Annotated in this window: 22 protein-coding genes and 2 riboswitches; of the genes, 9 read left to right on the top strand and 13 right to left on the bottom strand. The window is 65.8% G+C overall.

The window, feature by feature from the left end:
- The first annotated feature begins 49 nt into the window (after positions 1-49).
- The gene (locus ACLKOZ_RS06510) at positions 50-1,135 is read left to right on the top strand and encodes an S-(hydroxymethyl)mycothiol dehydrogenase (RefSeq protein WP_436473723.1); all 1,086 of its coding nucleotides are present in this window, start codon (positions 50-52) and stop codon (positions 1,133-1,135) included.
- Complete coding sequence (locus tag ACLKOZ_RS06505) at positions 1,132-1,773, top strand: MBL fold metallo-hydrolase (protein ID WP_436473721.1); 642 nt, start codon at positions 1,132-1,134, stop codon at positions 1,771-1,773. The genes ACLKOZ_RS06510 and ACLKOZ_RS06505 overlap by 4 nt, the downstream gene beginning before the upstream one ends.
- Positions 1,774-1,818: 45 nt before the next feature.
- Here the strand turns inward: ACLKOZ_RS06505 and ACLKOZ_RS06500 are convergent, their stop codons facing one another.
- Entirely contained in the window at positions 1,819-2,586 is a 768-nt protein-coding gene (locus ACLKOZ_RS06500) for a lipoate--protein ligase family protein (protein WP_436474255.1), read from the bottom strand.
- A gap of 16 nt (positions 2,587-2,602) precedes the next feature.
- On the opposite strand from ACLKOZ_RS06500, the gene ACLKOZ_RS06495 reads away from it, so the two are divergent.
- Entirely contained in the window at positions 2,603-2,992 is a 390-nt protein-coding gene (locus ACLKOZ_RS06495) for a DUF2177 family protein (RefSeq protein ID WP_337348125.1), read from the top strand.
- An 11-nt stretch (positions 2,993-3,003) separates the two neighbouring features.
- On the top strand, positions 3,004-4,698 hold the full coding sequence (locus ACLKOZ_RS06490) for a SulP family inorganic anion transporter (RefSeq protein ID WP_436473719.1): 1,695 nt from the start codon (positions 3,004-3,006) through the stop codon (positions 4,696-4,698).
- A 38-nt stretch (positions 4,699-4,736) separates the two neighbouring features.
- Here the strand turns inward: ACLKOZ_RS06490 and ACLKOZ_RS06485 are convergent, their stop codons facing one another.
- Positions 4,737-5,540: a thioesterase family protein gene (locus ACLKOZ_RS06485; RefSeq protein WP_436473718.1), complete on the bottom strand. Its 804-nt coding sequence runs from the start codon at positions 5,538-5,540 to the stop codon at positions 4,737-4,739.
- Positions 5,541-5,698: 158 nt separating this feature from the next.
- Between ACLKOZ_RS06485 and ACLKOZ_RS06480 the strand changes: the two genes are divergently transcribed.
- Positions 5,699-6,376 carry an endonuclease/exonuclease/phosphatase family protein gene (locus tag ACLKOZ_RS06480; RefSeq protein WP_337348127.1) on the top strand — a complete coding sequence of 226 codons (678 nt, stop codon included), beginning with the start codon at positions 5,699-5,701 and terminating at the stop codon, positions 6,374-6,376.
- Positions 6,377-6,400: 24 nt separating this feature from the next.
- On the opposite strand, the gene ACLKOZ_RS06475 is transcribed toward ACLKOZ_RS06480, so the two are convergent.
- The 3 genes from ACLKOZ_RS06475 to ACLKOZ_RS06465 form a co-directional block, all read right to left on the bottom strand.
- Positions 6,401-6,937, bottom strand: a complete 537-nt coding sequence (locus ACLKOZ_RS06475; RefSeq protein WP_436473716.1) for an NUDIX domain-containing protein — start codon at positions 6,935-6,937, stop codon at positions 6,401-6,403.
- Positions 6,938-6,998: 61 nt separating this feature from the next.
- Positions 6,999-7,190 carry a DUF1918 domain-containing protein gene (locus ACLKOZ_RS06470; protein WP_337348129.1) on the bottom strand — a complete coding sequence of 64 codons (192 nt, stop codon included), beginning with the start codon at positions 7,188-7,190 and terminating at the stop codon, positions 6,999-7,001.
- A gap of 65 nt (positions 7,191-7,255) precedes the next feature.
- Complete coding sequence (locus tag ACLKOZ_RS06465; protein ID WP_436473714.1) at positions 7,256-7,873, bottom strand: class I SAM-dependent methyltransferase; 618 nt, start codon at positions 7,871-7,873, stop codon at positions 7,256-7,258.
- Between the two features lie 39 nt (positions 7,874-7,912).
- On the opposite strand from ACLKOZ_RS06465, the gene ACLKOZ_RS06460 reads away from it, so the two are divergent.
- Entirely contained in the window at positions 7,913-8,419 is a 507-nt protein-coding gene (locus ACLKOZ_RS06460) for a metallophosphoesterase family protein (protein ID WP_436473712.1), read from the top strand.
- 30 nt (positions 8,420-8,449) lie between these two features.
- Here the strand turns inward: ACLKOZ_RS06460 and ACLKOZ_RS06455 are convergent, their stop codons facing one another.
- Genes ACLKOZ_RS06455 through ACLKOZ_RS06445 form a run of 3 tightly spaced genes read right to left on the bottom strand, consistent with a single transcriptional unit; the run spans position 8,450 to position 9,794 of the window.
- Entirely contained in the window at positions 8,450-8,890 is a 441-nt protein-coding gene (locus ACLKOZ_RS06455; RefSeq protein WP_436473710.1) for a DUF1810 domain-containing protein, read from the bottom strand.
- A gap of 23 nt (positions 8,891-8,913) precedes the next feature.
- On the bottom strand, positions 8,914-9,429 hold the full coding sequence (locus ACLKOZ_RS06450; protein ID WP_436473708.1) for a DNA alkylation repair protein: 516 nt from the start codon (positions 9,427-9,429) through the stop codon (positions 8,914-8,916).
- Between the two features lie 2 nt (positions 9,430-9,431).
- The gene (locus ACLKOZ_RS06445; RefSeq protein WP_376046488.1) at positions 9,432-9,794 is read right to left on the bottom strand and encodes a TraR/DksA family transcriptional regulator; all 363 of its coding nucleotides are present in this window, start codon (positions 9,792-9,794) and stop codon (positions 9,432-9,434) included.
- A 145-nt stretch (positions 9,795-9,939) separates the two neighbouring features.
- Between ACLKOZ_RS06445 and ACLKOZ_RS06440 the strand changes: the two genes are divergently transcribed.
- Positions 9,940-10,137, top strand: coding sequence for a cupin domain-containing protein (locus ACLKOZ_RS06440; protein WP_436473706.1), 198 nt, complete (start codon positions 9,940-9,942; stop codon positions 10,135-10,137).
- A gap of 24 nt (positions 10,138-10,161) precedes the next feature.
- On the opposite strand, the gene ACLKOZ_RS06435 is transcribed toward ACLKOZ_RS06440, so the two are convergent.
- Complete coding sequence (locus tag ACLKOZ_RS06435; RefSeq protein ID WP_436473704.1) at positions 10,162-11,454, bottom strand: lytic transglycosylase domain-containing protein; 1,293 nt, start codon at positions 11,452-11,454, stop codon at positions 10,162-10,164.
- 378 nt (positions 11,455-11,832) lie between these two features.
- Positions 11,833-12,034: riboswitch (cyclic di-AMP (ydaO/yuaA leader) on the top strand.
- 3 nt (positions 12,035-12,037) lie between these two features.
- Between ACLKOZ_RS06435 and ACLKOZ_RS06430 the strand changes: the two genes are divergently transcribed.
- Positions 12,038-12,895: a LysM peptidoglycan-binding domain-containing protein gene (locus ACLKOZ_RS06430; protein WP_436473702.1), complete on the top strand. Its 858-nt coding sequence runs from the start codon at positions 12,038-12,040 to the stop codon at positions 12,893-12,895.
- Between the two features lie 69 nt (positions 12,896-12,964).
- On the opposite strand, the gene ACLKOZ_RS06425 is transcribed toward ACLKOZ_RS06430, so the two are convergent.
- The 4 genes from ACLKOZ_RS06425 to ACLKOZ_RS06410 form a co-directional block, all read right to left on the bottom strand.
- Positions 12,965-14,428 (bottom strand): protein adenylyltransferase SelO, encoded by a 1,464-nt coding sequence (locus ACLKOZ_RS06425; RefSeq protein WP_436473700.1) that lies wholly within the window; start codon positions 14,426-14,428, stop codon positions 12,965-12,967.
- A 348-nt stretch (positions 14,429-14,776) separates the two neighbouring features.
- Positions 14,777-15,754, bottom strand: coding sequence for a dienelactone hydrolase family protein (locus ACLKOZ_RS06420; RefSeq protein ID WP_436473698.1), 978 nt, complete (start codon positions 15,752-15,754; stop codon positions 14,777-14,779).
- 82 nt (positions 15,755-15,836) lie between these two features.
- The gene (locus ACLKOZ_RS06415) at positions 15,837-16,730 is read right to left on the bottom strand and encodes a ribonuclease Z (RefSeq protein WP_436473696.1); all 894 of its coding nucleotides are present in this window, start codon (positions 16,728-16,730) and stop codon (positions 15,837-15,839) included.
- Between the two features lie 49 nt (positions 16,731-16,779).
- The gene (locus tag ACLKOZ_RS06410) at positions 16,780-16,992 is read right to left on the bottom strand and encodes a hypothetical protein (RefSeq protein ID WP_337348141.1); all 213 of its coding nucleotides are present in this window, start codon (positions 16,990-16,992) and stop codon (positions 16,780-16,782) included.
- Positions 16,993-17,436: 444 nt separating this feature from the next.
- A riboswitch (cyclic di-AMP (ydaO/yuaA leader) is annotated at positions 17,437-17,597 on the top strand.
- A gap of 485 nt (positions 17,598-18,082) precedes the next feature.
- Here ACLKOZ_RS06410 and ACLKOZ_RS06405 point away from each other — a divergent pair.
- On the top strand, positions 18,083-18,847 hold the full coding sequence (locus ACLKOZ_RS06405) for a hypothetical protein (RefSeq protein WP_436473694.1): 765 nt from the start codon (positions 18,083-18,085) through the stop codon (positions 18,845-18,847).
- Positions 18,848-18,952: the final 105 nt, after the last annotated feature.

Raw genomic sequence — 18,952 nt, 5'->3', positions numbered from 1 at the left:
AACATTCACTGTTGGTCCCGTTCTGTCTATCTGCATTAGGGAGCCTTCCATGGTCCATAAAGTCAAAGGTGTCGTAGCCCGTTCCAAGGGGGCCCCGGTCACGCTGGAAACCATCCTGGTCCCGGATCCGGGACCCGGTGAGGCCCTGGTGGACATCATCACTTCCGGTGTCTGCCACACTGACCTGCATTACAAGCTCGGCGGCATCAGCGACGACTTCCCCTTCCTGCTGGGCCACGAGGCCACCGGAATTGTCTCAGCAGTGGGCCCGGACGTCACGGACGTGGCCGCCGGCGACCGCGTGGTGCTGAACTGGCGCGCCGTCTGCGGCAACTGCCGTGCGTGCAACCGCGGCGAGGCGCAGTACTGCTTCAACACGCACAACGCGACCCAGAAAATGACCCTGGAGGACGGCACTGAACTGTCCGCTGCCCTGGGCATTGGCGCCTTCACTGAAAAGACCCTGGTGGCCGCCGGGCAGTGCACCAAGGTGGACCCCGACGCCGATGCTGCCGCCGTCGGACTGCTCGGCTGCGGCGTCATGGCCGGGATTGGCGCCGCCATCAACACCGGCGGCGTCAAACGCGGCGACTCAGTGGCCGTCATCGGCTGCGGTGGCGTGGGTGTGGCCGCCATCGCCGGCGCCGCGCTTGCCGGCGCCAGCACGATCATTGCCGTCGACATTGACGCGAAGAAGCTGGAGCGCGCCCGGGAACTCGGCGCCACCCACACCGTTGATTCTTCGGACACCGATCCGGTGGAAAAGATCCGCGAGCTTACCGGCGGCTTCGGCGCAGACGTGGTGATTGACGCCGTTGGACGTCCCGAAACCTACAAACAGGCGTTCTACGCCCGCGACCTCGCCGGAACCGTGGTCCTGGTTGGCGTCCCTACGCCAGAGATGACGCTGGAACTCCCGCTGCTGGACCTTTTCGGCCGGGGCGGGTCGCTGAAGTCGTCCTGGTACGGCGATTGTCTCCCGTCGCGGGACTTCCCGATGCTCATCAGCCTCTACAGGCAGGGGAAGCTGGACCTCGACGCCTTCGTCACCGAACGGATCACCATCGACCAGGTGGAGGAAGCTTTCGACAAGATGCATTCCGGTTCCGTGCTGCGTTCGGTGGTGGAGCTGTGAGCCTTCGGATCGACCGCCTCGTGACGTCCGGGACGTTTTCGCTCGACGGCGGCACTTGGGACGTGGAGAACAACGTCTGGATTGTGGGCGATGACCAGGAGTGCATCGTCATCGACCCTGCGCACGACGCCAAGGCCGTCGCCGCCGCAGTGGGCGGACGGACGCTGAAGGCCATCCTGCTCACCCACGGCCATGATGACCACATCGGGTCTGTTGGCGACTTCTGGGACCTCGTGCAGGCGCCCATCCATCTCCACCAGGGTGACTGGATGCTCTGGCGGAACGTCTACCCGGAGGTGGATCCCGACCGCGACATCAGCCACGGCGACATCTTCGAGGTAGGTGGGACGAAGCTCAAGGCCCTCCACACGCCTGGGCACTCGCCCGGATCCGTATCCTTCCATCTGCCGGATGGGCCCGACGCCGGAGGCACCGTGTTCACCGGCGACACGCTGTTCCAGGGTGGGCCCGGCGCCACGGGCAGGTCCTACAGCGACTTCCCCACGATCATCGACTCCATCCGGTCGTGGTTGCTGCCGCTCCCCCCGGAGACGGTGGTACGGACGGGCCACGGCGACAGCACCACCATCGGTGCCGAGGCTCCCCACCTGGACGAGTGGATCGCCAGGGGCCACTGACAGCCCCCGGGCCGCTGACAGCCGGGAGGCAGGCGGCCGTGCGGGCTACGCTGTCCCGCTGTCCAATCCGGCGTAGCTGCTGAAATCGGCAAACCGGAGGGAGGAGTAGCCCGCATAGGTGGACAGCAGGGCATCCTCGACGGCCTGGACGTCGAGCCCGGGCACCAGATCGTTGGCCGCGCCGGCGGTTGCCGGGTCCCAGTCCAGGCCCAGCGCCGCGTAACTGTCGGTCAGCACCCCGCGGATAGGAGCGGAGTCCTCCACAACGATCACGGAACTGAAGAGCCACCCGCCCGCCACCACACGCTGGGCGGTGCCGACAAGCTTGACCCGGTGCGCCGGGTCGGCCGGGTCCGTGCCGTGGACACTGAACTCCCCCGGGCAGTATTCCCCCGGGATTTCGCCCACGGCTGCCTGCACGCCCGCGCTCCGCAGGGCCTGCGCCAGCAGTTCACCGAAGAAGCCGAACCGGGTCTTGGAGCCGGCGATCGCATCAGCATGGGGTTCGATATGGTCCACGACAAGGGTGCCTTGGTGGTAGGCCGCTGCCCGCCCGCCCGCCTTGCGCACGAGGGGCTCGAAGCCGCGGTTGCGGCAGGCCTGGGCGGCGGCCTCAAAACCCGGAAGCCTGGTGTCCCGCTGGCCGAACGCAACCGTGGGGGCGGGACGGTACAGGCGGAGGGTGGAGCCGATCCTGCCGGTCTTTGCCTGGCCCAGCAGGTCCAGTGCAAGGTCAAGGTCCTCCGCCGCGCCCAGCGACCGTTCCTGCCGCACCACGGTGAGGTGTGGCCCTCCGGTTCCGGCTTCCTGCATGTTGCTAAGCTCCCTTATGGTCATATTGCAATTCCTCGTTGTCGCCGCCGCGTTCGCAGCCATTGACGCCGTGTGGCTGAAGCTGATGAACCCCTTCTACCGGAGCCACATCGGCGAGTTGCTGGCGGACAAACCACACCTAGGTTACGCCGTGGCCTTCTATGTCATTTACATCGCGGGAATTGTCTTCTTTGCGCTGCGGCCAGCGCTCGACGGCGGCAGCTGGCTGACCGCCGTCGGCTACGGCGCCGCGCTGGGCGCCTTCGCTTATGCCACCTATGACCTGACCAACGCTGCGACCCTCAAAACCTGGCCGTTGCAGCTCATCGTGGTGGACATGCTTTGGGGAGCCGTGCTGACCGGGCTCTCCACGCTGGTGGGCTGGCTCGTGTTCCGGACCAACTGACTACCGCTCCCATGCACAGCAACTGGATCAGCACGGCGGTCCCGGCCATCGACGTGGTACGGAACTACCAACGCTCCTGGTTGAAACCGGACCTGGTCGCCGGGGCGGCATTGAGTGCGGCGCTCATTCCGGCCGGGATGGCCTATGCCGAGGCAAGCGGGCTGCCGGCCGTGACAGGCCTGTACGCCTCTGTGGTGCCGATGATCTTCTACGCCATCTTTGGGCCCTCACGAGTGGTCATCGTCGGCCCGGACTCAGCACTGGCACCCATGATCGCGGCGGCAATTCTTCCGCTGGCCGGCCGCAATCCTGAAGAGGCCGTTGCCATGGCCGGTGTGCTCGCCATCCTGATCGGAGTGTTCCTGATCGCCGGGCGGATTTTCAAGCTGGGGTTCGTGACAGGACTGCTATCCAGGCCAATCCGCATCGGCTACCTCAACGGCATCGCGCTCGCCGTCATCGTCAGCCAGCTTCCGCGGTTGCTGGGTATCTCCATAGAGGGCGACAACCTGCTGGCGCGCCTCATGTCCCTGGCCGACGTCGTCGGCCGTGAGGGAATCAACCCCGTTGCCCTTGCCGTAGGCGCAGGGAGCCTCGCCGTCATCGTGGCGGGCCGGTTTCTTCCGTGGCGCATTCCCAGCGTCCTGCTTGCCGTGGCCGGCTCCATCGCCGCCGTCGGCGCGCTGCAGCTCAGCGGGCAGTTGCCGGTGGTCGGCGCCCTGCCTCCGGGCCTCCCCGCGCCCGCCCTCGGTGGGATCGGCATCAACGACATCCTGGCGCTCGCAGGCCCGGCCGCCGGTATCGCCCTGATTGCCTTCGCGGACACCTCTACGTTGTCAAAAAGCCTTGCTGGACGCCGCGGGGCGAGGGTCAACGGCAATGAGGAAATGGGCGCCCTCGGCATCGCCAACGTGGCTACCGGGTTCCTGGGCGGCTTTCCCGTGTGCGGAAGTTCGTCACGCACTCCGATCGTGATCGACGCCGGCGCGAAAACGCAGCTTAGCGGTGTGGTGGCGGCCTTGCTGGTGCTGCTTTTTATGATCGCCGCCCCGGGGGTCACGGCCCTGCTGCCCACGGCCACGCTCGCCGCAGTGGTGATTGTGGCTGCCGCTTCGCTGGTTGACGTGAAGGCACTGATCCGGCTCTTCAGCATGAGCCGGATGGAGTCCGTCCTCCTGATCGTCACGTTCCTCGGCGTCGCCTTCGTGGGCGTCCTGGAGGGCATAGTCCTTGCCATTGGATTGTCCCTGGTCGCCTTCGTCCAGCGCGCCTGGGATCCTTACCGCACTGAATTGGCGAACCTGGAGGATGTGCCCGGCTTTCACGACCTCGAGCGGCATCCCGAAGGCAGGCGAATCAAGGGCCTGATCATCGCACGCTTCGACGCGCCGCTGTTTTTTGCAAATGGCGAAGTCTTTGCCGACCACATCCGCGGCCTGGTGGACGATGCACCCTGGCCCGTGAAGTGTGTCATTGTGGCGGCCGAACCCATTACGGGCCTGGACACCACGGCGCTGGACGAACTGGCCAAACTCGATGACGAACTGGCGCAGGACGGAATCGATTTGGTCTTTGCCGAGCTGAAGGGGCCTATCAAGGACCGGCTGGTCCGGTTCGGCGCGTCGGCAAGATTTACCGTGGACCACTTCTTTCCGACCATCGACACTGCTGTCCGGTCTTATAGCCAGGCCGAGGGAACCGGCTAACTGGCCCGCGGGCGGCAGTGAAGGACCCGGGGCCCGCTTCAGGTCTTGCGCAGCGTCAGAATCTGTTCGGCACGGCCGAACGGCCCGGAGATGTCGTGCAGAACCGTGGAGGTAAGGCCAATTCCGTCCGTCCCGAACGACACCGCGTTCTCCAGTCCCAGCCACTCACCTTGTGGACGCCGGTACATGTGGATCTGCAGGTCAAGGTTGGGAAACGCGTAGCTGTCCTTTCCCGGCGGGACGCGTGCTGCGATCCCGTTGGCCGTGTCCACCATGCCCATCAGCCGGGCGAGGTCTCCGGTGTCGGCGGCGTCGGTCAGCGGGTGGGCGGTCCGAAGCCAGACCGTGCCGGCCCCGGGCCGGTGCCCCTCTGCGACGCGCATTTCCAGGGACCGGATATACCCACCCGGCCAGACACTGGCGCCGTCGTACGGCTTGCATTCATCCGGCGTGGCAATGGTGGAGTCCTCGACGGCGGCCACAGCGCTTGTGTCGCTGGTGACCAGGCGCCAGGCGGTGGCACGGATGGCCACCCGGCCGTTGGCGATGAGCTCGGCCTGAAGCAGCTCGATGGTCCTGCCCGGCCGGAGCGTGGAGGTCTCGATGTGGAATTCGCCGCCGGGGATCAGCCCCAGGATCTCGTAGCTGAGACGGGCCATCCTCATGTCCCGGCGGGGATGGTGCCGCTCAAGGCTGTCTGCCATCAGGCCGGAGGCCGGGGCCATATGCTGCTCGTGCTCGTTCCAGGCCCCTTGGGCGTGGATAGTGGAGCGGAACCGGCCGCCGCCCAACGCCTGGTAGTAGAAGTTGCCGTCGGCAAGTTCGGGCAGATCTCTGGTCAACGTTGGCCCTTCCCGTGGTTCTGGGTGAATCGCCACTAACTCTATCGGTTCGCTCAGGACGCTTTGCCCGGACGCGGCGAAATGTTGGCACCTGCAGAGTGCGTTCAAAGTAGACTCAGGAACTGGTCCTGTCAGCAACCCTCGAGAAGAGGTGTCCGATGCGCGTCATTAGCTACAACCTCCGGAAGCACAAGGCGAGCGGAGAACTCCTGGCCCTCGCCCGGAACTTTGAGATCGATGCGCTGTGCCTGCAGGAAGTCGATTCCGCCGACCTGCCCGAAACCCTCGGCCCCCTGCACCTGGCCGACACCACCAAGGGCAACCGGCTGGGGCTGGCCATCTACTACCGGGCGAGCCGCTTTACGGCCGTCAACACGCAGTCTTTCGCGCTGAAGAAGTCCATGCACGACCGTGTGCTGGCGCCCGCCCACGAACGGCTCATCGGAACCCGTGTGGTGGACAATGAAACCCAGCACGAACTGGTCATCGGTTCCTTCCACGCCGCTCCGCTCACCGCCTCCAACTCCCTGCGGCGGCACCAGATCCATGCTGCCCACGCTGAACTGCTGAGCATGGGCAGCGGACTCATGACGCTGATGGTGGGTGACTTCAACTACCCGTTCTTCACTAAGAACCTTCATGCCCACATGAAGGACTCCGGCTACGCGCTGTCCCTCAGCGATCGGCGGACCTACACCCGTTACAAGGTCTTCAAGGGCCACTTCGACTTCGCCACGTCCTTGGGCCTGGACATCGAAAGCGTGGAGACGCTGCCCCGCGGCAAGTCCGATCACCTGCCTATCCTGGTCACCGCGGAGTACGGCCAGGACACCTGACGGCCAAGTAGCCTGGGGGTGCCCCTAAAGGCGGGCGTCCGTCAATGAGAGCATGCGCGTCCGCAACCCAGGCCAGGCGGCGGCGAAGCCTGGGTGCAGTTCCCTGGCGTCGACCTCGGCCAGCGGAACCCAGAGCAGTTCAATGCTTTCGGGGTCGCTGATGACGGGCTCAAAGGGATCCGTGACGAACAGGACCACCGTGGTGTAGGACCAGTAGCCGACGTCCAGCACGGACGTGAACAGGACGCTGACGTTCTCCCCGGGCACGGCGGCTTCTTCGTGGGCCTCCCGCAGCGCGCCTGCAACTGCATCCTCGCCCTGGTGCAGCGCTCCGCCGGGAAGCCCCCACGTTCCGCCGTTGTGGCTCCACTGGGCGCGGTGCTGCAGGAGCACGCCCCGGTCCGGATCGTAGGCGAGCACCCCGGCTGCACCGAACCTGCCCCAGAAACGCCCGCGGGCCCCTTCCACCCAGGCATCGCCGGGATCACGGGGACCCGTCCTGGCAGGAGGTTGCTGACGGTGCGGATTATGGGCGTCGGTGCCGGACGGGCGTGCGGTCACGGGATGATCCATGGCTCCAGTCTGACATGTACCTGCCGGCGGCACGCAGAATCAGATGGCCCTATTCCCCGTGCGGCTTGTCGACGGCGAAGTCCCCGCCGGGATACATAACGGTCTCGTGGCCGTCGTCAAAGCGGACCAGGTAAGGCGGATGGCCTTCCTGTCCTTTGACTTCAAGGATGACACCGTGCCGGTCGGTCGACCCGACGGTCCTTCCCCTGACGATGATCCTGTCACCCTGAGCTGCCTCCATGGCAATCACCTCCCAGCCCCAGAGTACGACTCAACAGCAGGCCGTAACAGGGTGCATTTCGGGCCTCAGGTTTCGGTGAGCCGGTACACCGAGACGTGGCTGCGGGAATCCGCGGTGAATTCGCTGCCGTCCCAGTCCGCCCACCTGGATTCCAGCTTAAATCCTGCCAATTGCGCCATCAGGTCGAGTTCGCTGGGCCAGATGTAGCGGTGGGGTGTCCGCCCGATGCGTGCCTGACGCCCATCGACAAGTTCCGGGCCGAACCGCACGTGGTGTGAGACGACGAACTGGTTGAGCACGTCATACGTGTCGACCAGAAGGTACCCGGGCTTGCTTACCTCAACGGTCCCGCCGTGTCCGGGCGGCAAGGAACGCAGTTGCGGTACCCAGAGTTCGACGACGAATCGCCCGCCAGGTGCAAGATGACGGGCGGCATTCTGGAAACACCGGACCTGGTCGTCCTGGGTCAGGAGGTTCGCGATGGTGTTGAACACCAGGAACGCCAGCGCAAAGTTCTCGCCCGCGGCAGCCTCGGTCATGTCACCCTGGACGACGGGAATGTGTTCCTCGTCGACCTTCTCCCTGAGACGGGAGATCATCGCGTGGGAAAGTTCTATGCGGATGCCGCATTGAATCCGGGGGCCCAGCAGAGGCCGGCGGTCAGGGCCGCCAAACGGATCCACGAAGCCCACCGGTGCCGGGCAACGTGGCAGGATTCAGTCATGACGCTGCGCCTCGTACTCGTCTCCGACACCCATGTTCCCCACCGCGCCCGGGACCTGCCCGCGCAGGTCTGGGCCGCCGTCGAAAGCGCCGACGTGGTGCTCCATGCCGGAGACTGGGTGACAGCGGAACTGCTGGACCAATTTGAGCGGCGAAGCCAGCGCCTCATAGGGGTGTACGGCAACAACGACGGGCCGGAACTCCGCCGGCGGCTTCCGGAAAAGGTGGCCGTCACACTGGAAGGCGTGCAGTTTGCCATGGTGCATGAGACCGGCCCGGCCAGGGGGCGTAGCGAACGCGCGGAGTCGCATTATCCGGACGCCGACGTGTTGGTCTTCGGGCACAGCCACATACCGTGGGATACCACTACCCCGCGCGGATTGCGCCTGCTCAATCCCGGTTCGCCGACGGACCGCCGGCGCCAGCCGGTCTGCACGTACATGACTGCGGTGGTTGACGGCGGCCTCGTGCAGCAGGTGGAACTCGTGGAGGTGCGGAAGGACTGACCCGGAGGTCGGGAGCGTCCGTCCGCCCGGTCAGTCCCTGTCAGCCGCCAGAAGGGAGTCCGTGGCGGGGTCCGGCTGGCCGTCGAAGAAGTCGGCCAGCACGGTCTTGAAGATGGTCTCCCCGGGCGCGGCACGCAGGAACAGTGTCATCGAAGAGTGCAGCTTCCTGGCGTCGATGCCGCCGAGGATGTCCGTGGCCGGGCGGCCGGCGTGCGTGTCGATGGCGGCTGCGGACTCCAGCAGGCGCGGGCCCAGGACATCATGCTTCAAGTACGCCTGCGCTTCTTCCAGCGAATTGATGGCGTACCTGACCGACGTGGGGCTGCTGCCGAGCCCGGCAATCTGCGGGAAGATGAACCACATCCAGTGGCCCGTCTTCCTGCCCAGCTGCAATTCGGCCAAGGCCCGGCTGTAGGTGCCGCCGTGGTCCTGGGCCTCGACAAAACGCTCCAGGTCGTAGGGATCGCTCATTTCCGTCTCCTTCTCTCAGGTGTTCAGGCTACTTCTGCGGTCAGGGATGCTGCGTGGCGGATCCAGCCATCGGGGTCCTGGCTCCAGCGGGTGATCACGACGTCGGCGCGATGCCGGCCAGGTCCGTCCAGCGCCTTCAGGAGCGGGACTACAACGTCGTTGATCAGCGGGATTACCAGCTCACCGCTGTGCGCGGATCTGATAAAGCCCTCGAGCCTGGTCAGGTCCATGTGCCGCAGCATGGCCACCCGGGACTGCAGCAGCACCACAGCGGCGAGGCGACGCTCATAGACGGGCTTCCTGCCGGGACCTGGTAGGCCCCAGAGCAGTGAGGCCAAGGCCACCACGTCATCGTGGTCCAGGTCCTTGAACTTCCGTCTGGCGTCGCGGACGGTTCCCCGGACCGCCCCCACCGACGCACCATAGGAGCCCAGGGCACCGCCCATCTTGGACTCCACCTCGTCCGCCCGGTACCAGGCTCCTTCGTTCTGCAGGGTGGCATCAATGAAGTCCGCGGCATCCAGGACTGTCTGGTTCACGGCTACCGTCCGCGGCGGCCGGTGGAGGCATGCTCCAGGCAATAGGGGGTCCAGGGCCTGGCCTCCAGGCGGCCCTCGGCGATAGGCACGCCACATACCTCGCACACGCCGTAGGTGCCATCGGCCACCCGTTGCAGGGCAGCTTCCACCTGGGCCAGGCCGGAGCTGCTCTGTTGCAGCAAGGCCGAGGCCTGGGACAGCTCGAAGGCGATGGTGGCACCCTCGGGGTCGTGCTCGTCGTCGACATTGGAGTCCTGGCGTGCAGCATTGGTTGAGGAAATATCGGCCCGCAGCGCCGGAAGCAGGGCAAGCTTTCGCGCACGCTCTTCCTCCAGCAGGATCCGGAACCGCTCAAAGTCAGCCATGGGAAAAGCCTAGCGCCGCGGCATCTTCGCAGGACTCGACAAGTGGCACTCAACGGAGCATGCTGTCACTCGTAAGCGCCTCAGATGCCACCTGGTAATCCGTTTGAACCACGGGCTTGATGCAGTCTGACCAGCGTCATGCCAGGTGAACCACGTCGGATACTGCGTGTCCGGGGCACTCACGGTCGAAACAATGGATGGGCGGCGGACCAGTATCGCCGCTGGTGATTCCTACACCATTCCACCGGGGCATGACTCCTGGGTGGACGGCGACCAGGCCTTCGTCGGCATTGAATTCGTCAGCGCCGCCGAATTTGCCAAACCAGCACCGGACTCCGCCTAGCCTTCGCGTCAGCGCCCGGCCGGGTCAGTACCAGTTGTATTGGACGGAGTGGTTCCAGGCCCCGCACGGAGACGTGTAGCGGTCCCGGATGTACCCGAGGCCCCACTCGACCTGCGTCCGGTAATTGGTGAGCCAGTCGCTGCCGGCGCTGGCGTACTTCCCAGCGGGCAGCGCCTGGGCGATCCCGTAAGCGCCGGAGTAGGGGTTGGTGGCCGTGGTCAGCCAGTTGGATTCCTTGGTCCACAGCTGCGCCAGGCACAGGAACTGGTCCTGGCCCCAGCCATAGGCGGACAGCCGGCCCGAAGCGTAACTCTTGGCTCCGGCGGGGTCGTTGACGGCACCGCCAGGAACGGAAGGGACGACGACGGGCGGCGGGCTGGGCGTCGGACCTGGGACAGGAGCCGGAACCGGCGCCGGCGCCGCCGGTGCAGCTGGGGCGGCCGGTGCGGCGGGCCCTGGGTTTACCGGCTTCTGGGCGGCGGCCAGGGCCGCGGCCTTGGCCGCCGCCTCGGCCTGTTGGCGGGCCTGTTCCTGCGCTGCGGCGCGCTTAGCTGCCTGCGCGGTCTCATAGGCAGCCAAAGCCGCCTGGCCCTGCCGGAACTCCCCTTCGACGGCGGCAGTGGTGCCCTTGAGGGATGCCAGCTGCGCGGTCAGTTCCTGGCTGTGCTCCTGCTGCTCCGCAACCTGCCGTGACATGGCCTGCTGGGCCGCTTGGGCGGCGTCGAGCTTGCTCTTGGCTTCCCCTGACAGCCGTTCGCGTTCAATCCTCGCTGCCCTTTCCTGATCGGCGAGGGCATTGGCGACCCGTTCGGCAGCCGTGGATTTGTTCACCAGTGCCGCGGTCTTGTCGCTGACGATCTGGACGATATTCAGACCCTGGATGCTGTTGGTCTGGACGGCGTCGAGGGCTACGAAGAATCCCATATTGGTGCCGCCGGTCTTGTACGACTGGGCTGCCAGGGCCCCGATTTCCTTTTTGTACTGCCCGAGTTCCGCCGTGGCGCGTTCAGTCTGTGCGGTGAGGACGTCGACCCTTGAGCTGGCAGCCTGGAGCGCTGCGTCCGCCGCGGCGTACTCGGCAGCGGACGTCACGGCAGCGCCGCCCAGCGCCTCAGCCTGCGTCTGCAGCCCACTCAACAGTTCGTTGATCCTGGTGACCTCCGCAGCTTTACCGGCCTCGCTTTGCTTGGCGTTTTGCACGTCCTGCCAGGAGGGGTAACCGCCTGGCGGAGTATCGTCGTCGGCATGCGAAGGCGCCATGGCGAGCGGGGCCGCCAAAACAACCGCCAGCAGGCCCGCAACGGCAGGCAGCCTCATTCTTTGAGCAAACCGGGACATAGTTGGTGAGCTTACCGGGCAAAACTCTTGCCTTGTGGATCCTGGTCCAACATTGTTATCCAGCAGAGATCCCTCCCTCAGCAGCCCCAAGGTAGGCCCGAACTACCACGCATCAGGCCTCAATCTGAGGATCAAAACGCAAGACGGCCTCTTTTGTTACGTGATTTCAATCACGCGGCACCAGCTTTCGCAGCATATACCGCTATCGGGACCTGACCTGCAACGTCATTCCACACAGGGAAGAACCCCACCCGAAGATGAGGTGGCTTTTTGGCCTACATTCCGTTACCGGAATGTGACATTCCAAAAGAGCAGAGGTTATGGTCGAGCGGTGTCCTGGCTCAAGCCGGGGCATTCCCGTCAGTATGCCGAACCCTGCCGCTGAACCGGGACCCCAGTTACTTTCACTGGCAGGGACGGGGGAACCACGTTTCCACGGCTTCGTTCCGAAGCCTTGGGGTTAAGTCGATATTGCTCCGTCCCGTACGGAGCCGTAACCGGCCGGGTGTCTCCGACCCGAACCCGACAGCTCACCCCGCAGGCATGGGAGAGGCGATTACCCGTGTCAAAAAACTCCACTGCCGCACGCCATCGTGCGACTTCTGTCCGCCCCACCGTTCTGGTTGGCCTGTCTTCCTCGGCCAAAGCCCGCGCACTGACGTTCGGCCGGCCCGCACTTGCCGCAGTTGCCGCGTCCGGGCTGCTCTTTAGCGTTGGCACCCCGGCGCAGGCCGGTGTCCACGGCCCGGACTCGTCCGGGACCGTCAATGTGCAGGGCCAGACCAGCGCACCGGCAGCTGCACCGGCCGCCGTTGCACCGGCCGCGGCTGCCGCTCCGGCCGCCGCAGCCACCGTCCACACGGTCGTCTCAGGCGACACCCTGGGCGCAATTTCCGCCGCCTACGGCGTGGCCCTGAACGACGTCCTGGCTGTGAACGGCCTGTCGCTGACCACCATCATCTACCCCGGTGACCAGATCCAGATCCCGGGTGCCGGCTACACTGCTCCGGCTCCGGCTCCGGTGGCGAAGGCGGCCGCAGCGCCCACCGCCCCGGCCAACACCGGCGTCCAGCTGGCTTCCACCGCCGCCCCGGCGGCACAGGCACCGTCCGGCTCGCTCGGCGCTGCCATCCTGGCTTCCGCCTATTCGCAGCTCGGCGTTCAGCAGGACTGCACCGCCATGGTGGAGAAGGCACTGCGCTCGGTGGGCAAGAGCGTGGGAGACCTGGCACCCACGCAATTCTTCGCGTACGGCACCGTGGTGGGCACCCCTGCGGCCGGTGACTTGGTCATCACCGCCGGCCACGTGGGCGTCTACGCCGGCAATGGCCAGGTTGTTAGCGGCGGCGTGGACGGTTACAAGACCGAAGTCCACTCCATCAGCTGGCTGTCGGGAGCGTCCTTCGTCCGCGTAGCGTGAGTCCGGCCGGTTCGACGGCGGCGGGCGGCAACCAGCCGCCTGTCGCCGTCGTCCCCCGTTTTTGTTCGCTCAGGTTCCGCAGAACGTCCGGTAGCTGCCGAAGTCAACAGGCGCGGGACCGGCGTAGCGTTCCAGGCCGGGGCGCTCGGTGTACGGCTGCGTCAGGACGTCCACCAGGCGGTGGAACGGGTCCAGGTCGCCTGCGGTAGCGGCGCCCAGGGCTTCTTCCACCAAGTGGTTCCTGGGGATGTAGACAGGGTTCACCCGGTCCATCATGTCTGCGTCCGGTGCCAGGGCGAGCCACTTCTTGGCCCAGGCGTCAAATGCTCCCGGATCCGTGAACATGGTTCGGGCTGCATCGGGTGTACCGCGGGCTGCGGACCCGAGGCCCCGGAGGAACGAGGTGTAATCAACCTCCCCCTCTTCAAGCAATGCGAGCAGGTCATTCACCAGAGGCCCCGCTTCGTCGTCCCTTGCCTCCGCGCCGAGCCCCAGCTTGGATTTCATCCCGGCGGACCAGGCCGTGCTGTACAGCTTGCGGAACGCGCCGAGTGACTCCACAGCGAGCGCAACGGCCTGCTCCTGGTCCTCGTGGAGCAGGGGCAGAAGCGCCTCGGCCAGCCGGGTGAGGTTCCATTCAGCGATGAGTGGCTGATTGGCGTAGGCGTAGCGTCCGCCGGCGTCGATGGAGCTGTAGACCGCACCGGGGTTAAAGGCATCCATAAAAGCGCACGGTCCATAGTCGATGGTCTCGCCCGAGATGGTCATGTTGTCCGTGTTCATTACCCCGTGGACGAATCCAACGAGCATCCACTTGGCCACCAGTGACGCCTGGGCGGCGATGACTGCATCGAACAGCGCGAGATAGGGCTGGTCCGCCTTCGCGGCGTCCGGATGATGGCGGCTGATCGCGTGGTCGGCCAGCCGACGGAGGAGCTCCGGGTCGCCGTTGACCCGGGCGAACTGGAAGCTGCCCACACGCAGGTGGCTGCTCGCGACGCGGGTCAGCACAGCCCCGGGAAGCATGGTTTCGCGGCGGACTGGCCGTCCAGTGGCCACGACGGCAAGCGACCGTGTGGTGGGAATGCCCATGGCATACATGGCTTCACTGACGAGGTATTCGCGCAGCATCGGACCGACGACGGCGAGGCCGTCACCGGCACGGGCGAACGGGGTACGGCCCGAGCCCTTGAGGTGCACATCGCGGAGGCGCCCGTGAATATCCGTGACCTCCCCCAGCAGGAGGGCGCGCCCGTCTCCCAAGAGTGGCGAATAGCCTCCGAACTGATGCCCGGCGTATGCCTGGGCCACAGGCGTGGCACCTTCCGGGACCCGGTTGCCGATGAGCATCAGCGTCCCCTCCGGGGTCCGCAGCGACGCCGGATCCAGGCCAAGTTCGCTGGCCAGCGGCTCGTTCAGCACGAGGAGTTGCGGGGACGGAGCTTCCTCGGCCTGCCAGGGTACAGCAAGCTCCTCGAACTCCCGGGCGAAGCGGCCATCGAAGGTGAGCGTTGTTGGCGTTGTGGTGCTCATCTTTCAAGACTACCCGCGCCTGCGGCGGGACCGGCGCGTAAAATCTTTCGTACCGGTTCATCGCTGCCCAAGGGCAGTCAGGGTAATGGGAAGGTCGCGGTACCCATGGTCAAGAATCCGTTCGGGCATCATCAGCACGAGGAACAGAAACCGCCCGATTCAGCCAAACACAGCCACCGGCCCTGGCTGAAGAGGGAGGATGCGGGTTTTGAACACGGGCGGAGCAGTCTCTTCTTCCTCGCCCATGACCTTCCCCAGCCGCCCACCGTGACCTGCATCCAGGGACATGAGATACCGGACGGGCAAACCACGTGCCACCACGGCCATCCCATCGGGTGACGCCGCGCGTCAGACGTGCTGCTTAAACCACGCCAAGGTGTCGTTCCAGGCCGCCGTTGCCTGGGCCTCGTTGTACCGTTCGCCGGTGTCGTTGTGGAAGGCGTGGTCCACGCCCGGGTAAACGGTCAGCTGGTGCGTGATGTTGTTGGCCGCCAACGCGTCCTTCAGTGCCGGCATGGCCCCCGTGATCCGCTGGTCCCGCTCGGCATAGACGCCGAAGACCGCTGCCTTGATGGCTGGGACTTTGTTGAGGTCCGGTGCCGGGCCGTAGAAAGCGGCCGTGGCTGCGAGCCCGCTGAGCTCCGTCGACGCCTGCCACGTGATTCCGCCGCCGAAACAGTAACCGTTCATGGCGATCCTCGCCGGGTCCACGAAGTCCTGTGACGCCAGGTAGTCAAAGGCAGCGGCGAAATCGGCCACGTGGCGATTGGCGCCGGCGCCCGTCAGCGCACCAGGTACGGCGTCGGCATCCATCCCCGCCGTCCCGCCCTCCCTGCTGAGCAGGTCCAGGGCCAGCGCACTGTAGCCTGCTTTGGCGAATCGCCGGGCAACGTCCTGGATGTGCGGGGTGAGTCCGCGGTTCTCGTGGCAGACCAGCACTGCAGGACCGGCCGCTCCCCCGTCGGGCCGGGCAAGGTAGCCCCTGATGTCGGTGCCGCTGGAGGGGAAGGTGATTGTCGACGTCGTCAGCCCTGCTGTTCCCTCGGGAACGGAGAGCGGGCTCTTGGCTCCGGGGACGGCACCGGCGGCCGCGGTGCCGTTGCCTGCCGCCGAGGACGTTGGAGAGGGGTTGGGCATGGGGTCGGTGCTGCGCGGGACTTCTTCGGGGGTGCAGCCCACGAGCAACATTGCGGCCGAGGCCGCCGCCATGCTTCCGGTGATGAAAGCGACCCTGCGGGTAAACGTGCGGTGGGTCATGTCCCCGGCACGGTAATCGTCGAAGAATTCCTCGATCAGATACTTCTCAAACTTGCCAAGCTGGATCATGGGAGCCTCCTGGGATGCCCAAACATCCTCCTCCGATGTCAGGCGCCGGGCAAGGGGCGCCGGACGTTGCGGGGGTTGGTGTTTAGTGCGGTTGCCGGCGTTTGGGAAAAGCGATCCGGTCCAGGTCATGGGCGGCAGTGACGGCAGCCCCGCCGGCACGGTCCCGCGCCTGCTGGGCGAGGAGCGTGACGTCATCGCCATACCGCGAGGAGAAGTGCGTCAGGATCAGCGTGCCGACGGCGGCGCTGGCCGCCAACTCCCCTGCCTGCCCGGCGGTGAGGTGCCGATACTCCCTGGCGAGCCCGGCGTCGTCGTTGCTGAATGTTGACTCCGCCACGAGCAGATCCGCACCCTCAGCCAGTTTCTCCGCGCCCGCACAAGGGGCGGTGTCCATCACAAAGGCGAATTTCTGGCCGGGGCGGGCCACCGTCACGTCCTCAAGACGGACGTTTCCCAGGCTTCTCTCACGCTCCAGGCGGCCGACGTCGGCTCCCCTGATTCCTGCCGCGGCCAGCCTATCCGGAAGGAAAGTGTGGCCATCTGGTTCGGTGAGCCGGTAGCCGTACGTTTCGATGCGGTGCTTCAGCGGCTGGACCTCCAGCCCGGGCGCCACGGTTCCCGCGGCGCCGTGCGGATACAACCGTAAATCAATCCCGGGAGAACTGACCGCAACCAGGGCACGGACGAGGTCCTCCCCCGAAGCCGGAAAGTGCAGGTGGACCGGATGGGCCACGCCGTCCAAGGCCATCCGCGACAGCACCCCAGGCAGTCCGAAACAATGGTCGCCGTGCACATGGGTCAGGCAGATGCGTGTGATCTGGCTGGCCGCCACCCCGGCGTGGAGCATCTGGCGCTGGGTTCCCTCACCAGGGTCAAAGAGCAGGGCTTCGCCGTCCCACCGCAACAGATAGCCGTTATGGTTCCGCGTCCGGGTGGGGACCTGGGAGGCTGTGCCAAGAATGACGAGGTCACGCATGGGGATAGCGTAACCAAGCCTGGTTTGGCGGTGAGCGCTGGGACGGTACTTAGTGCAGCAGCCAGGACCCGTCCGAGGGGGGTTCAGGTTTCCGGCGCAACTTCCGGAAGAGGGCGACAAAAGGCCATGCCAACAGTTGCAGCATGCCCGCTGTCATCAACAGGCAGACAACAAGGATAAGGACGGGCGCGTACAGGAGGAACACCCCAGCCATAGTGGCCAGATAGCCACCGATCAACCCGAGAACGGCCTCGGCGTCCATCTCAACTCCTCTTCACTTTTTACGGATTTAATCGTCAGGGCAGGCGCTGGGGCGCTTGTCACAACCCACGGGAGACTGTCCGGGGCCAGTGATGACGCGCCTGCGTGGAGCTCGATCCAATAAGGAATCGTCCAACACGACATCGGGCACAGCCGTGCGATGCCTGCAATGGGGAGACTGACGCTGGCTGCGGCCACGGGGAATCCCTCCAGGATGCTGGGGTGGACTCACACCCAGTCTGCAATGGCGGCCGCATACTGCCTAACGGTCTATCCAGCCTACTCTTCGATCCTCCCGCGCGGAAGAAATGGGCTCGGCAAGCAAGGAGACTCACCACTCCGGACATTCCTGTTACCTAAACGTGACTTAAGGGGGTGGTTCCTGTACGGTTTTCGGGTGGCCCATCTGGATCGGGCCGCGTCCGGGGTGACGCCGAGCTCTGCCACATCCCGGGCTCCCAACACAGTAAGGCAGAGACGGGGGACCCACAGTCTTCGGGCCGTTTCGCAGCGGTCCTTGGGGTGAAGCCGTCACGCCTGAACGTGCCGGCCGGTTGACCTCTTCCGAACCCGACAGCTAACTTCGCAGGCGTTGAGAGGCAAATACCATGTCCCGTTCGCTGGATCAGTCGCGCCCTTTTCGGGCCGGGCGACACCGCGCAGAAACTGCGCCGGTCATCTCCACTCCACCCACCCCAACCGGTTCCGGGGCAGAAATGCCGCATCCCGCGCCGACTCCGGCAGGAGCGGCATCTGCCCCACTGCGCCGAAGAAGAGTCAGGGGCCCGGCCTTTGAGGTCCCGCCTGCCCCGGAATCGTCACCCAAGGCCCAAGCCGCGTCACCTGCAACCGAAGTAATTGCAGCTGTAGCACCCACGACGTCAGCTCTGAGAAGCGCGGCCGCGCCGGAGACGACGCGACGGTCCCGGGAGCGACGCGAAGCGGCTGGGAAGTCCGCAGAGGCCACACCCGTTGCGGCCCCAAGGAGCAGGCCGGCTACAGCACATAGCCCACAGATTGCATCCGCTTTCACGTCCGACGCCCAAGGCGTCCTCAGGAGGGCCGCTTCGCTTCGTGTCATGGGTCATCGGATGGCCGTCGTTACCGGCGCCCTTGCCGTAGTGCTTGCGGTCGGAACGGCCAGCCAGGCCACTGAGCTGCCCTTTTTCGGCAATGAGTCCTCCGCCCAAGATGCCCCCGACGCAACTGATGCGCCCCACACGACGAAGGGGACGCTGCCCACGTACAGCAGCGGACGGGCGGCACCACAGCCAGCCGCCTCCACTCCCCCGGGCGCGCCGGGCGCCGCACCGGCACAGGCCACCCCGGACACCGATGATTCCCAGCCAGGTGAGGATCCCGGCGCCTCTGCCTTGCCAGCCGTGGCCGACCTCCCGATGCCAGTGGACGCTCCCACGCTGGACGGAATGCCCGCGGCATCGCCCGCCACGGTTCCGCCATCCCCGGCGCCCACGGTGGTCCTCGAGCCACCGGTCATGTCATCGGCCACACCGGCCGCGCCGACGTCGTCGGCTGGGCCCGCACCGGCGGCGCCCCCAACGGCGCCGGCTCCGGCAACCTCACCCACACCAACAGCCTCGTCGCTCCCGCCCTCGCCCACTGCTATGGCTACAGGGGGCGCCTCAGAAGAAGCAGTCGACACACGCTCGTATGCCATCGCCCGCCTGGCATCGTATGGATGGGGCGCGGAACAAATGAATGCCCTGAACCAGTTGTGGGACACGTCAGTAAAATGGCGTCCCAGCCAGGTGGATAGAGGATTGAGCTACATCAAGGAGCGCCACGGCTCCCCGGCAAAAGCCCTCGACTTCCGCGCCACAAACAACTGGTACTGAGCCAGGGCCCCTTAGAAGACGTAGCCACGAAGACACCAGAACGCCGCGGACCCGCAAGGGGTTCCGCGGCGTTCTGTTGGTTCCGGCCGGGTTATCCGGCGAACC

Origin of the sequence: Arthrobacter sp. R4 (genome assembly GCF_051365025.1) — a bacterium.
Lineage (GTDB): Bacteria > Actinomycetota > Actinomycetes > Actinomycetales > Micrococcaceae > Arthrobacter.
The sequence above is the reverse complement of the archived record's forward strand: the minus strand, read 5'-3'. Positions and strand labels throughout refer to the sequence as shown.